The 12,548-nt window shown below is 57.9% G+C and carries 15 protein-coding genes and 2 tRNA genes; 11 read left to right on the forward strand and 6 right to left on the reverse strand.

Going from position 1 to position 12,548, the window contains the following annotated elements:
• Positions 1–2: 2 nt before the first annotated feature.
• Complete coding sequence (locus tag MITSMUL_RS07395; RefSeq protein WP_005841396.1) at positions 3–1,253, reverse strand: complex I 51 kDa subunit family protein; 1,251 nt, start codon at positions 1,251–1,253, stop codon at positions 3–5.
• 18 nt (positions 1,254–1,271) lie between these two features.
• Positions 1,272–1,778, reverse strand: coding sequence for an NADH-quinone oxidoreductase subunit NuoE family protein (locus MITSMUL_RS07400; protein WP_005841397.1), 507 nt, complete (start codon positions 1,776–1,778; stop codon positions 1,272–1,274).
• Positions 1,779–1,971: 193 nt separating this feature from the next.
• On the opposite strand from MITSMUL_RS07400, the gene MITSMUL_RS07405 reads away from it, so the two are divergent.
• From MITSMUL_RS07405 to MITSMUL_RS07420, 4 genes are all read left to right on the forward strand, one after another.
• Positions 1,972–2,211, forward strand: coding sequence for a hypothetical protein (locus tag MITSMUL_RS07405; RefSeq protein WP_005841398.1), 240 nt, complete (start codon positions 1,972–1,974; stop codon positions 2,209–2,211).
• A gap of 111 nt (positions 2,212–2,322) precedes the next feature.
• Positions 2,323–3,456, forward strand: coding sequence for a metallophosphoesterase (locus MITSMUL_RS07410; RefSeq protein ID WP_244944581.1), 1,134 nt, complete (start codon positions 2,323–2,325; stop codon positions 3,454–3,456).
• A gap of 214 nt (positions 3,457–3,670) precedes the next feature.
• Positions 3,671–4,183, forward strand: coding sequence for a cysteine hydrolase family protein (locus MITSMUL_RS07415; protein WP_005841401.1), 513 nt, complete (start codon positions 3,671–3,673; stop codon positions 4,181–4,183).
• 43 nt (positions 4,184–4,226) lie between these two features.
• Positions 4,227–5,021, forward strand: coding sequence for a gluconate 5-dehydrogenase (locus MITSMUL_RS07420; protein WP_040636023.1), 795 nt, complete (start codon positions 4,227–4,229; stop codon positions 5,019–5,021).
• Between the two features lie 3 nt (positions 5,022–5,024).
• On the opposite strand, the gene MITSMUL_RS07425 is transcribed toward MITSMUL_RS07420, so the two are convergent.
• A complete protein-coding gene (locus MITSMUL_RS07425) occupies positions 5,025–5,453 on the reverse strand; it encodes an EamA family transporter (RefSeq protein ID WP_005841405.1) in 429 nt (142 codons plus the stop codon).
• A gap of 154 nt (positions 5,454–5,607) precedes the next feature.
• Here MITSMUL_RS07425 and MITSMUL_RS07430 point away from each other — a divergent pair, with 154 nt between their 5' ends.
• Together MITSMUL_RS07430 and MITSMUL_RS12150 are read left to right on the forward strand one after the other, a co-directional pair.
• Entirely contained in the window at positions 5,608–6,000 is a 393-nt protein-coding gene (locus MITSMUL_RS07430; protein WP_005841407.1) for a hypothetical protein, read from the forward strand.
• An 85-nt stretch (positions 6,001–6,085) separates the two neighbouring features.
• Positions 6,086–6,796, forward strand: coding sequence for a hypothetical protein (locus tag MITSMUL_RS12150; RefSeq protein WP_005841408.1), 711 nt, complete (start codon positions 6,086–6,088; stop codon positions 6,794–6,796).
• 81 nt (positions 6,797–6,877) lie between these two features.
• Here MITSMUL_RS12150 and MITSMUL_RS07440 read toward each other — a convergent pair whose 3' ends face one another.
• Complete coding sequence (locus MITSMUL_RS07440) at positions 6,878–7,669, reverse strand: sulfite exporter TauE/SafE family protein (protein WP_005841410.1); 792 nt, start codon at positions 7,667–7,669, stop codon at positions 6,878–6,880.
• 241 nt (positions 7,670–7,910) lie between these two features.
• Between MITSMUL_RS07440 and uxaC the strand changes: the two genes are divergently transcribed.
• A complete protein-coding gene (gene uxaC / locus MITSMUL_RS07445; RefSeq protein ID WP_005841413.1) occupies positions 7,911–9,311 on the forward strand; it encodes a glucuronate isomerase in 1,401 nt (466 codons plus the stop codon).
• Between the two features lie 75 nt (positions 9,312–9,386).
• Here uxaC and MITSMUL_RS07450 read toward each other — a convergent pair.
• Together MITSMUL_RS07450 and MITSMUL_RS07455 are read right to left on the reverse strand one after the other, a co-directional pair.
• A tRNA-Ser gene (locus tag MITSMUL_RS07450) sits at positions 9,387–9,477 on the reverse strand.
• 3 nt (positions 9,478–9,480) lie between these two features.
• Positions 9,481–9,569 (reverse strand) — tRNA-Ser (locus tag MITSMUL_RS07455).
• Between the two features lie 238 nt (positions 9,570–9,807).
• On the opposite strand from MITSMUL_RS07455, the gene murI reads away from it, so the two are divergent.
• From murI to MITSMUL_RS07475, 4 genes are all read left to right on the forward strand, one after another.
• Positions 9,808–10,590: a glutamate racemase gene (gene murI / locus MITSMUL_RS07460; RefSeq protein WP_005841415.1), complete on the forward strand. Its 783-nt coding sequence runs from the start codon at positions 9,808–9,810 to the stop codon at positions 10,588–10,590.
• 117 nt (positions 10,591–10,707) lie between these two features.
• Complete coding sequence (locus MITSMUL_RS07465; protein ID WP_040636025.1) at positions 10,708–11,169, forward strand: acyl-CoA thioesterase; 462 nt, start codon at positions 10,708–10,710, stop codon at positions 11,167–11,169.
• A gap of 65 nt (positions 11,170–11,234) precedes the next feature.
• Positions 11,235–11,786 (forward strand): hypothetical protein, encoded by a 552-nt coding sequence (locus MITSMUL_RS07470; protein ID WP_005841417.1) that lies wholly within the window; start codon positions 11,235–11,237, stop codon positions 11,784–11,786.
• Positions 11,787–11,806: 20 nt separating this feature from the next.
• Positions 11,807–12,481, forward strand: coding sequence for a hypothetical protein (locus tag MITSMUL_RS07475; RefSeq protein ID WP_005841418.1), 675 nt, complete (start codon positions 11,807–11,809; stop codon positions 12,479–12,481).
• The last annotated feature ends 67 nt before the right edge of the window (positions 12,482–12,548 follow it).

The following is a 12,548-nucleotide window of genomic DNA, read 5'->3' on the forward strand; positions in this document are numbered from 1 at the left end:
ACTCATGCGCGCGCTCCTCCAATATCAAAGAGATCCGGGAAAACCTTCATGGCGGACAGTAGCGAATTCTGTGCCGTCTCGCCGAGGCCGCAGAGCGAGGACATGCTCATGACGCGGGCAATCTTCATCATGATCGCGATGTCCTCGCGCGTGGCCGTCCCCGTCGCCATCTTGTCGAGGATGATCTTGATGTGGAGGTTGCCCTCGCGGCACGGCGTGCACTGGCCGCAACTCTCCTCCCAGAAGAACTCCTGATTCATGCGCAGGAAGTCGAGCACGCTCGTGCGCTCATCGATGACGAGCATGCCGCCCGAGCCGACCATGACGCCGGCTGCGCGCAGATCCTCGTAGGTGTACGGCGTGTCGAGAATGCTGTCGTCCGCAATCTTTCCCGAGGCGCCGCCAAACTGGATCAGCCGGATCTTGCGGTCGTGCTGGATGCCGCCGGCAAGCTCGTAGAGGATTTCGCGGACCGTCGTGCCGAACGGGATCTCAAAGACGCCGGGATGGTTGACATTGCCCGCCACGCTGACGAGCTTCGTGCCGATCGACTCACCGCTGCCGCACGAGGCGTAGACGCCCTCCTCGTCGAGCAGCAGATGCGGCACGAGCGAGAGCGTCTCGACGTTGTTGAGGCAGGTCGGCCGCGCGAAGACGCCGCTGACCTTGATGAACGGCGGCTTCATGCGCGGGCGCCCCGCCTTGCCCTCGATCGAGCGGATCAGAGCCGTGCCCTCGCCGCAGACATAGGCACCGGCACCCGAGTAGAGGTGGATGTCGAAGTCGAAGCCGCGGCCGAGGATGTTCGTGCCGAGGAAGCCGTAGTTCTTCGCCTGGCGGATGGCATTCAAGAGCAGCGGGCGGAAGCAGGCGTACTCCGCGCGCATGTAGATGAAGCCGTCCGAGGCGCCGACGACGTAAGCCGCGATGATCATGGCCTCGATGAGGTTGAACGGATCGTGACAGATGAGCTCGCGGTCCTTGAACGTCGTCGTCTCGCCCTCATCCGCATTGCAGATGACGACCTTGCGCTCGCCGCGGACCGCGCGGGCCTGCGACCACTTGCGGCCGAGCGGGTACTCCGCACCGCCGCGCCCCTTGATCTTGACGGCCGTCAAGAGGTCCGTGATCTCCTCCGGGTCCATCGTCACCGCCTTGCGCAGCGCCTCGAAGCCGCCGACATTCATATAAGACCCGATCGACGAAGTGTCGTACTTGCCGAAGTTCTTGGTCAGGAAATGTACATGATTCATTTTGCATCCTCCTCCGGCTCAGGGCAAAGAGCGCAGCAGCGTCTCAATCTTTTCCTGCGTGTCGAGATGGTCGTAGACATGGCCGTTGATGCGCACGGCCGGCGCGCGGTCGCAGGCCCCGATGCAGGTGACCTTCTCGAGCGTGAAGCGCCCGTCGTACGTCGTCTCGCCGAGCTTGATGTCGAGTAGGCGCTCGAGCGTCGAGATCAGGCGGTGCGAATCGACGCGGTTGACGCGGCAGGCCGGCGAGCAGCAGACCTGGATCGGGTATTTCGCGCGCGGTACCGGCGAGAGCTCGCTGTAGAATTTCAGGCAGTCGAAGATATTCGTCACGCGCATCTTGAGGCGGTCCGCAATGTAGTAGGCCGTCGGCTCCGGCACATAGTGGCGCTCATTGAGCGCCTGCACCTCGAGCAGGATGCCGACGATCTGCGTCGGGTCGCAATCGTGCGACTCAAGCACGAGGTCGATGCGCTCCTGCAGCTCGCTCGGCAGAGGATATTCCTTCGTCAAGGCAGTCAGCATAGTAACCCTCCTAGAAATAAAGGCAATACACAAATGACAGTATACAATGATAACACCCTTATTATAACGTAATCTTATGCAAAAATAAACGAAAACGTATCTTGGAACAGTAGCATGGCTTACAGTTTTGTGGTATAATGTACTTGCCCGAAGGTGTCTTTGTAAATAAGACCAACATTGTGGGGGGATTAATATGGCAATCAAGAACATTGAAATGGACCGTCGTGACAGTGCGAGTTATCGCAAGATGTTGAAACGAGGAGGTTTCCTTTCTGCAAGTTACTTGTCCGTCAGTGGCTTTGACGTCAACCAGCTCAAGAAACTGGCGAAACGCGGAGAGCTCGATGCCGTGCGCTGCGCAATCGGCAAATCCATCCGCTGGTACTACCGGGAACGGCAGGCCGAATCCGCTCACCTTCGTGGCTTGGCTTGAGCCAGGCCTGTGCCAGGAGGCACGCCCACCTCAGGCCAATTGAGGCAAAGACCGGTCATCCGGTCTATTTTTTTCTGCAAGATTTGCTTTTTCGCTTTAGGAGGAAATCGTTTGACCTGGTTCACACTCATCATGATCGTCATGGTCGTCTCCGTCATCGCCTGCCTGCTCTTCACGACGCGCTATCTTTTCTCTGGCAGAGCGCTGCGATGGGCCCGCATCATCATGCTGTTGTTCAACGTCATCGGCATGGGCTGGTTCCTCGGACGCGCCATCATCTACCATCTCATATCGGGGCCGAGCCTCATCATCGAGACCGTCATCGTCGGCTTCATGACACAGCTTATCTGTACGGGATTTGTCCTTGTTGCCGTCACGATACGCTTTTTCTGGCGCCGCATGATGGCCGTGCCCGTCGATGAGAGCCGCCGTCGCCTGCTGGGCCATGCCACCATCTATCCGGCAGTGGCTGCCGGCCTCAGTATCTACGGCGGTTTCTGGGAGCGTGAGGCGACCGTCGAGCGCTCCTACACGATTCCCGTCAAGGGACTCGGAGCAGGGGCGGGCTACCGCCTCGCGCAGATCAGCGACATCCATCTCGGCAGCTTCTTTTCCGTCGCAGAGCTCGACAAACTGCTGCGTCGCGTTGCCGCCCAGAAGCCCGATATGCTCGCCATCACCGGCGACCTTTTCGACGATGTGACACAGAACGAAAAAGCCGCTCAAATCCTCGAACGCTACGTCGATGCATTTCCCGATGGCATCTGGTTTGCCTTCGGCAATCACGAGCACTTCCGCGGCATCGATACCATCCGCAAATACCTCGCCAAAACGCGTGTCAATGTCCTCTGCAATGAGAATCGCAAAGTACCGGGCAAGAACCTCTATCTGCTCGGCGTCGACTACCCGATGGACCGGCCTCATTTCGAAGCGCAGCGCAAGAATTACATGCAGCAGGCCATGAAGAATCTGCCCGCAGATGTACCTGCCATCCTGCTCGCCCATCACCCCGAATGCATCGACGACGGCGCCGCCAATGATATCGCCTTGACCCTGACCGGCCATACCCATGGCAGCCAATTCGGCTTCCTCGGCCAGCCGCTCTTCCCCGTCTTCAAATACACCCGTGGCATCGTCAAGATCGGCGATTCCTACGGCTATGTCCACAGCGGCAACGGCAGCTGGTTCCCCTTCCGCCTCGGCTGTCCACCGGAGATTGCTTATTTCACCTTGAAAAATGCATAACAGAAAAGGCCAGCCTTTATAGAAGGTTGGCCTTTTCTGTTAGTGCAATAGATTTACGATTTAGGTGCAACAGTTTCTAGATACCTGCATTAAAATAACACATAAATCTGCTATGGCACATTTTTCAGCAGATTTGTCTAATGATATCCAACCGGATTTATGCGATAATAAAGAAAACATTTACTTCTAGAATTTCTGGAAAGGAGTGGTGTTCATGCGCAAGGTTCTTGTCGTAATCGATATGCAGAATGACTTCATTGATGGAGTGCTGGGGACGAAGGAGGCGCAGGCGATGCTGCCGCGGCTGGAGGCGAAGCTGGCGCGGGAGGATGCGCTGCTGGTGTTCACGCAGGACACGCACGGTGCGGACTACCTTGAGACGCAGGAGGGAAAGAATCTTCCGGTGCCTCACTGCATCAAGCCGGAGAAGGGCTGGGAGATTGCGCCTTCGCTGAAGCCCTTTGTGGAGAAGGCGTCGGCTGTGGTGGAGAAGCCGACGTTTGGCTCGCTGGAGCTGCCGAAGGTCATCGCGGGGCTGGAGCCGGACGCGATTGAGCTTGTGGGGCTCTGCACAGATATCTGCGTGATCGCGAATGCGATGATCCTCAAGGCGGCGTTCCCGGAGGTGCCGGTCTCCGTCGATGCTTCGTGCTGTGCGGGAGTGACGCCGGAGAGCCATGAGAATGCGTTGGAGGCAATGAAGATGTGTCAGGTCGCCGTCCGCTGAACCTGCGGACTGACAGCTGAGCAACATGGAAAGGAGTAGTATCATGTTTGATGTCACGAAACAATTCTCTTTGACGGGCAAGGTGGCACTGGTGACGGGCGCGGCCTATGGCATTGGCTATGCAATCGCAAAGGCTTATGCCGATGCGGGTGCGAAGATTGCGTTCAATTGCCGCAACCAGGCACATATGGACAAGGCTCTGGCAGATTACAAGAAGGATGGCATTGAGGCGCATGGCTACATCTGCGATGTCACGGATGAAGAGGCTGTCCGTGCGATGGTCGCGGATATCGAGCAGAAGCTTGGCACCATCGATATCCTCGTGAACAATGCGGGCATCATCAAGCGCATCCCGATGCTCGAGATGACGACGGAGGATTTCCGCAAGGTCATCGATATCGACCTGACGGCTGCGTTCATCGTCTCGAAGGCTGTGCTGCCCGGCATGTTGCGCAAGGGACAAGGCAAGATCATCAATGTCTGCTCGATGCTCAGTGAAGTGGGGCGCGAGACGGTGGCGGCGTATACGGCGGCGAAAGGCGGCCTCAAGATGCTGACGAAGAATATCGCCTCGGAGTACGGCGACCGGAACATCCAGTGCAACGGCATCGGCCCGGGCTACATCGCGACGCCGCAGACTGCACCGCTGCGCACGCCGGGCCATCCATTCAATGACTTCATCCTGTCCAAGACGCCGGCGCATCGCTGGGGCACGCCGGAGGATCTCATGGGGCCGGCTGTGTTCTTGGCGTCGGATGCCTCTGACTTTGTCAACGGCCACATCCTCTACGTGGATGGCGGTATCCTCGCATACTTAGGCCGCAATCCAAGGGGATGAAGTTCACCAGATGGCCAGTATCAGTCCGCCTGCCGCGATCATCGCGATGGCGCAGGCGTGGACGAGGCTGACTTTCTCGCCGAACAGGATGATGGCGAGGATGACGGCGAAGACGACGCTGAGCTTGTCGATCGGTGCAACTTTGGAGACGGGGCCGTACTTGAGTGCGAGGAAGTAGAAGAGCCACGAGGTCGCGCCGGCGATGCCGCTGAGGGCGACGAAGAGCAGGCCCTTCTTGTCCTGCAGGACATCGGCCAGATGCGAGAAGTTACCCTGCACGAAGACGACGCCGATCAGGAACACCGCCATGATGACGGCGCGCACGGCCGTTGCGACGTTGCTGTCGATGCCCTGCAGGCCAACCTTGCCAAAGATCGAGACGAATGCTGCGCTGACAGCTGAGAGCAGCGCGTAGAAAAGCCATGGTTCCATGATGATTCATCCTTTCTGAGTTATGAGACAATTCTTGTCTTCATGATACCTTATCCATCTGGAGATGGCAATGGGAGAATTGTTGTTTGGCAGACGACCTCTGAAAATCCCTCCTGTGTTAGACTGAAGTCAGTCTGATACGGGAGGGATTTTTATGGATTACAGAGAAATGAAGAAAGAGCATGTAGGCGCCGCACCACGATGCCCCGCGTTATCGCGGGAGGATTTCCGCGCTTTGCTCTTCCGTTACCTCAACCGCTCGGGGCGCACGAATCCGGAAATCTACCGCGCGGCGCAGATTGACCGCAAGCTGTTTTCGGCCATCTGCACGAAGCCGCATTATCAGCCGAGCCGCGGGACGGTGATACGGCTGGCACTCGCGCTGCAGCTGACGCTGCCGGAGGCGATGGAATTCATGGAGCGCGCGGGCTATGCGCTCTCCTCCGCGCGGCCGAGTGATCTGGTGGTGACGTACTACATCAGCCGCGGCGTCTACGATCTCATGACGATCGAGGCGGCGCTCTACGAGATTGGTGAGCATTTATGACATCACAAACTTCACAGGTTTTTTGACACGATTCGGGCAATGCTCTCTGCTATGATGGAGATGTGAGCAGAGAGGAGAGGATATTATGACGATCAAGGATTTCTTTTTCCATGGAACGAACAAGGATAATAAGGGGGCTGGCGCTAAGACGCAGAAGAAGAGCATCAAGCCGACGGTTGCAGAGTTCGAGAAGCTCGGGAAGAATCCCTCGCCGCAGGCGGTGATGAAGCTGTTCTCGCGCTCGTACCGCATCCTCAACGACGTGGAGCTGCAGAATGCGGACTATTCGCCGATGCTGTTAGCGCAGTTCGACGACGGCGCGGCGACGCCGGATGAGCTGCCGGGGGCCGCAGGCGAGTTCGGCCGCTGTGCGGACAATCCCATCCCGGTCAACGGGCCGACGGGACAGGTCACGTATCTGTCGCGGCTGCTGACGGATGATACAGGCAGCCGCATGGCGTTCCACCGCCTCGGCTCGACGAGATCGAGTGTCCTCGATGCGATGGTGGACATCTTCGAGCTGGTCAGCGTCGACGGCACGCGCTATGACCGCCTCTACCTCGATATGTACCACCTGGGCCAGTCACAGAAAGCGCCGCAGGGCTATCACCTCATGGACCAGCTCACGGGCATCACCGGCACGAGCATCGGCCTGAGCCGCGACTTCCCGCTGCACATCGAGCAGGACGCCTTCGAGTACGGCTGCTCTGTCTTCGGCGCACCGGTCGTATCGGCCGTGCTCAAGGACATGGATTTTGTGGCGGCGCGGAAATTGGTGGAAGCGCAGCAGAAATGATGATGATTGGCGATTCTGGACATGATAAAAGGAAGTACCCTTTGCGAGTACTTCCTTTTTGATTGGCTTTTGTGATGTGAATCAGTGGGCGCTGCCCAAGAGGATCAGGCGGATGCCGAGGGCGAACATGGCGAGTGAGAGCAGCATGAGGATGACCTTGGACTTCGTCTTCTTCGAGAGTTTGGCGCCAATCTGTGCGCCGATGGCGGCGCCAATCGAGATGCAGATGGCCGGGACCCAAATGATGTGGTCGAGCATGAAGTGGCTGATGACGCCGAAGGCGGAGGAGCAGGCCAGGACGAAGTGGCTCGTGGCCGTAGCGACATGGACCGGGAAGCCGAGCAGGTAAATCATGAGCGGCACGTGAATGACGCCGCCGCCAATGCCGAAGATGCTCGAGAGAAAGCCGACGCCGAGACTCGCGACGATACCGAGCGTGCGGTTGTACTGGAAGTCCTTCGGCAGCTCCATGATGTTGGAGACGGGCTTGTGGGTGGAGTTCCAGTACATGATGATGGACATCAGCAGCAGGAAGATGCCGAAGTAGAGGTCGAGCATCGGGGTGCTGAACTTGTTGACGATCCAGGAGCCGAGCACGGCGCCTGGAAGCGTGGCGATGGCGAACGGGATGGCGGCGCTGAAGAGCACGCGCTTCTGGCGGATGTAGGCCAACGTGCCGCTCATGGCGTTGGCCATAACGACGACGAGCGAGGTGCCTGCAATCTGGGCCGCCGTGTGGAAGTACGGATAGACGCCGCCGTCCGACAGGAACAGGATGAAGATCGGCACGCAGATGAGGCCGCCGCCGATGCCGACGAGCGTGCCGAACGTGCCGACACCGATGCCGAGCAGCAGGAACAGGATGATATCCATGTGGGGAAAAGACCTTCTTTCTCAGTGACTGATAGATGATGAATCGATATTGGGATTATTATAACATAGAATGGAAGGGCACGTCGGACGAAAACGGTATGCAGGCAATAGCAGGACTGTATGCAGCGGAGGTCCATATTTTGTTCGATTTGTTTGTCCACTCAGCAGGGATTCTCTGAGCGGGAGGCGAATACTTCTATCAAGATAACGATATGGGAAAAGGAAAGCGAGGCTGGTTATCATGAAACGTTTTATGGACGAAGATTTCCTCTTGCACTCGGAATTCGCGGAAGACCTGTATCACGAATACGCTGAGAATCTGCCAATCCTCGATTACCACACACACATCCCCGTGCGGGATATCGCAGAAAATCGCGTGTACCACAACTTGACGGAGGTCCTGGTCGACAATCCTGTCGCACGTCGGCTCATGCGGGCCAATGGCGTCGCAGAGCGGTTCATCACGGGCGGCGAGGCGCCGGCGCGCGAGCGCTTCCAGTACTTCGCGGAGGCACTCGCGAAGGCGGCGGGCAACCCTGTCTACACGTGGGTCCACCTCGTGCTCAAGCGTATCTTCGACTGCCACTATGTGCTGAGCGGCGAGACGGCGGACGATGTCTGGTCGGTCTGCTCGGAAAAGTTCGCGGACGGCACGATGACCGTGCGTTCGCTTTTGGAGCAGGGCAATGTCGCGGCGGTCTTCACGGCGGACCGTCCGGAGGACAACCTCAAATGGCATCGCCAGCTCAAGGAGCAGGGCTATCCGGTGCAAGTGCTACCGGTCTTCCATCCGGATGCGGCGCTCGATATCGCCAATCTGGAGTGGGGCAACTACATGCTCTACGACCTCGGTCAGACGGCGGACGTCGAGATCTCGACGATGAATGAAGTGCGCGAGGCGCTCGCAAAGCGCATCGCCTACTTTGACAGCATGGGCTGCCGTACGGCGGACCATGCCTTCCCGCGCATCATCTACCGCGAGGCGGAGGAGTACGAGCTCGACGACATCGTCGGCCGCGTCATCAACAGCAAGGGCGCGCCGACGCAGGAGGAGATCGAGAAGTACCAGACGGCTGTCCTGCGCTTTCTCGGCAAGAAGTACGCGGAGCGCGGCTGGGTCATGCAGCTCCACTACGGCATCCTGCGCGACATGAACAGCAAGATGGCGGCAGGGCTCGGCAGCGGTGCCGGCTTTGACTGCATCAGCTCGAGCAATGACGGCAAAGGTCTTGCCTCTCTGCTCGACCTGCTCTCTCGCGAAGAGGCCCTGCCGAAGATGATCGTGAGTTCGATGAACCCGTCGGACCAGATCGTCATCGGCTCAATCCTCGGCGCCTTCCAGACGGAGGATGCCGGGCATCTGCAGCTCGGCCCGTCGTGGTGGATCAACCAGACACCGCTCGGCATTCGCGCGCAGATCGGCTACATGGCGAGCCTCGGCATCATCGGTACGGCGGTCGGATTCTCGACGGATGCGCGCAGCGCGCTGTTCTGGCCGCGCCACGAGTACTACCGCCGCATCTTCTGCGATGCGCTGGCCTCGCTTGTCGATGAGGGGCTCTACCCGCCCGACAAGGATGCGCTGGGCCGCCTGATCAAGGATGTCTGCTACGAGAATGTCAAGAGCTACTTCCACATCTGACGCATCTGAGCTGATGAGCTGGATTTGTTGCATGCAAAAAGGACTGCCATCCGGCAGTCCTTTGTCTTTTCTTCGTGGCGGAGTGGAGAGGATTCGAACCTCCGCACCGGTTACCCAGTCTAACGATTTAGCAAACCGTCCTCTTCAGCCTCTTGAGTACCACTCCATATGGCGGAGAGGGTGGGATTCGAACCCACGGTGCATTGCTGCATCACCGGTTTTCAAGACCGGCTCCTTAAACCACTCGGACACCTCTCCATATATAGCAAGCCTATTATAGCAAAAACAGGACAAGGCTGTCAAATCGAAGTGGACTGTCCGCCGTTGCAGTACGAAACCAGAACTGTTATAATGGACTGAGACAAAAAAGAACCCGCCTGCTAGCTGGAACCTATGGGCGGGTTTTGTAAATACTTTAAACCTACTATAGAGGGCTGCCGTTAAAGCGGCATCACCTTATGTTCTATTATTATAATCGATTCGGGGGCTGTTGGCAATGAAAATTGCGTTTTTTGATTCGGGTATCGGCGGGCTTTCGGTGCTGCACCATGCGATGCGCGTGCTGCCAAAGGAGCAGTTCGTCTTTTATGCGGACGAGGACAATGTGCCTTACGGGGTCAAAACGACAGATGAGGTCAAGGGCTTTGTGCAGCAGGCGTTCGATTTCCTCGTGGGCTGTGATGTCAAGGCCATCGTCGTCGCCTGCAACACGGCGACGTCGGTAGCGGTCCGCGAGATGCGCCACCGCTACGACATCCCAATCATCGGCATGGAGCCGGCCGCCAAGAAGGCGCTCGACCTCGACGGTGAGCATCGCGTGCTCGTGGCAGCGACGCCGATCACGGTGCATGGCAAGAAGATGCAGATCCTCATCGACCGCTTCGACAAGGACCATCTCGTCGACCTGTTGCCGCTACCGCGCCTCGTCGAGTTCGCCGAGCGTGAGGAGTTTCGCTCGGAAGCAGTCCATGCGTATCTCGCTCAGGAATTAGGGCGTTTCCATCTCGCGGACTACTCAGCGCTCGTGCTCGGCTGTACGCATTTCAACTACTTCAAGGACACGATGCGCGAGATCATGCCGGAGAACATGCATTTCGTCGATGGCAACGAGGGGACGGTGCGCGAGCTCATCCGCCAGCTCGACGCGCGCCATGAGCTCGAGGACCTGCCGCAGACGGTCGACTACTACTACTCCGGCCGCCGCGTCGAGGATCCTGCGGAGCTCGCGCGCATCGCGCGCTACCTGAAGCGGCTCGACTTCGTCTACGATATCCGCTGAGCTCATGCGATGCCTGCCCTTGGGCAATATTCCCTTGAAAATCTTGACTTTCCCCGGCTTTTGTTCTAGGCTATAGAATATGTTTGTAAAGGATATCACATTCTAGGAGGGATTCTCTTGCCCATCATTACAGAGCATCATGTGAATTTTTACGATACGGATGCGATGGCTGTTGTGCATCATTCCAATTATATCCGCTGGTTCGAGACGGGGCGCGTGGAGTATCTGCGCAAGTACGGCATCACGCTCGGGGATATGATGGAGGATGGCTACGTCTTCCCAATCACGGAAGTGCGGGCCAAGTACGTGTCGCCGGGCCGCTTTGACGATGTCATCTGCATCGAGACGCGCCCGAAGGCTCTGACGAAGGCGAAGATGGCCTTCCAGTACCGCGTCTTCAACAAGGCGACGGGCGAGCTCATGGTCACGGGCTTCACGCAGAACGTCTTCACGCATCGCGATAGCGGCAAGATCACGCGCCTGCCGGAGAAGTACTATGCAAAGCTGCAGCGCGCCATGGCCGATGAGGCCGTCTGGCAGGAGCTGCAGGAAAAGGAAGCGGCTGCCCATCGGAAATGAATCGAATCCTATGGATACTATGGATAAATGAATAGTTTGGATAGAAAGAGTCAGGAGGAATCAACGTGACGGTATTATATGTAATCATTGGCCTGATCGTCGCTGCGGTCATCGTAGCAAAGTTGTATCTGTGCATCGCGGGCAAGGAGAAGATCGTCGTCAAGACGGACGCTCCTTTTGTGGTGGAGTCGCAGACGGATGACGCGATCGTCATCTCGAAGAAGCTGACGTTCGTCAACGAGGGCAAGCAGTGTGCCACCATCATGGATGCACTCGTTCGCCCGCAGCTGCCGTACGAGCAGTACGACGGCATCGAGGCGCGTGGCAAGGCGGAGCGCGAGGGTGAGCCGCGTGAGGATGATTACTTTGAGGCTGTGCTGATCCAGAAGCTCGGCGATGCGAACCACGAGGATAAGCTCAACATCTTCGCCAAGGTCAAACTGACGCCGCGCAAGGGCATGACGCTCAAAGAAGCACTCTCGCACATGGTCGACCTGCCGCTCGACGTCATCTGGATGGAGACGGGCCGTACGCCGTGGCATTACACGAAGGTCCGCCTGACGCTCTCCGCTGAGGAAATCGCCAAGCTCGCCGGTGTGGAACTCGTGAAGGATTGAGGACTGAGGGAGGAATTATCATGGCAGAAGCAAAACTCGATTTGATCCCGGTCCCGACGCGCATCCTGACCGAGAAAGACGATATCGTCGACAGCATTGAACGCTATACGAAGGGCAAGATTGGCCCGGATGACCTGCTCTGCACAGCAGAGAGTGTCGTCGCCATTACGCAGGGCCGCTTCGTGCGCCCGGAAGATCTCAAGATTACGCGCGTGGCACAGTTCTGCTGCCGCTTCATCCCGGACTACGGCAGCCTGGCATCGCCGCACGGCATGCAGTCCCTGATGGACGTCGAGGGCAAGTGGCGTGTGGCCTTTGCCCTGTTCGCTGGCTTCCTTGGCAAGCTCGTCGGCCAGAGCGGACTCTTCTATAAGTGGGGCGGTGAGCAGACGGCCCTCATCGATGATGTCACGGGCACGATGCCGCCGTTCGACAAGTGCATCGTCTACGGCCCGAAGGACCCGAATGAGGTCGTCAAGAAGATTCAGCAGCGTCTCGGCTGTTTCGGCGCGATGATTGCCGATGTCAACGACCTCAAGCGCTCCCGCGTCGTCGGCGTGACGGACAAGGTCGATGGCCAGATGGCAGCGAAGCTGCTCATTGACAACCCGTTCGGCAATGCGAGCCAGAAGACGCCAATCTGCATCATCAAGAACTACAGGCAGTATCAGGAGTCGCAGAAATCGCAGAAATAAGGAACCGCTGTTTTGCGAGCGGAAGAGGTGTTGTACCGCGAGGTCTCGAGGTAGGGCACCTCTCTTT

Origin of the sequence: Mitsuokella multacida DSM 20544, assembly GCF_000155955.1 — a bacterium.
Classification (GTDB): Bacteria; Bacillota; Negativicutes; order Selenomonadales; family Selenomonadaceae; genus Mitsuokella; species Mitsuokella multacida.

What these genes read in the sequence shown, in the direction of transcription:
- MITSMUL_RS07395 (WP_005841396.1), bottom strand. Translation starts at nt 1,253, where the DNA reads ATGAATCATGTACATTTCCTGACCAAGAACTTCGGCAAGTACGACACT.
- MITSMUL_RS07400 (WP_005841397.1), bottom strand. Translation starts at nt 1,778, where the DNA reads ATGCTGACTGCCTTGACGAAGGAATATCCTCTGCCGAGCGAGCTGCAG.
- MITSMUL_RS07405 (WP_005841398.1), top strand. Translation starts at nt 1,972, where the DNA reads ATGGCAATCAAGAACATTGAAATGGACCGTCGTGACAGTGCGAGTTAT.
- MITSMUL_RS07415 (WP_005841401.1), top strand. Translation starts at nt 3,671, where the DNA reads ATGCGCAAGGTTCTTGTCGTAATCGATATGCAGAATGACTTCATTGAT.
- MITSMUL_RS07420 (WP_040636023.1), top strand. Translation starts at nt 4,227, where the DNA reads ATGTTTGATGTCACGAAACAATTCTCTTTGACGGGCAAGGTGGCACTG.
- MITSMUL_RS07425 (WP_005841405.1), bottom strand. Translation starts at nt 5,453, where the DNA reads ATGGAACCATGGCTTTTCTACGCGCTGCTCTCAGCTGTCAGCGCAGCA.
- MITSMUL_RS07430 (WP_005841407.1), top strand. Translation starts at nt 5,608, where the DNA reads ATGGATTACAGAGAAATGAAGAAAGAGCATGTAGGCGCCGCACCACGA.
- MITSMUL_RS12150 (WP_005841408.1), top strand. Translation starts at nt 6,086, where the DNA reads ATGACGATCAAGGATTTCTTTTTCCATGGAACGAACAAGGATAATAAG.
- MITSMUL_RS07440 (WP_005841410.1), bottom strand. Translation starts at nt 7,669, where the DNA reads ATGGATATCATCCTGTTCCTGCTGCTCGGCATCGGTGTCGGCACGTTC.
- uxaC (WP_005841413.1), top strand. Translation starts at nt 7,911, where the DNA reads ATGAAACGTTTTATGGACGAAGATTTCCTCTTGCACTCGGAATTCGCG.
- murI (WP_005841415.1), top strand. Translation starts at nt 9,808, where the DNA reads ATGAAAATTGCGTTTTTTGATTCGGGTATCGGCGGGCTTTCGGTGCTG.
- MITSMUL_RS07475 (WP_005841418.1), top strand. Translation starts at nt 11,807, where the DNA reads ATGGCAGAAGCAAAACTCGATTTGATCCCGGTCCCGACGCGCATCCTG.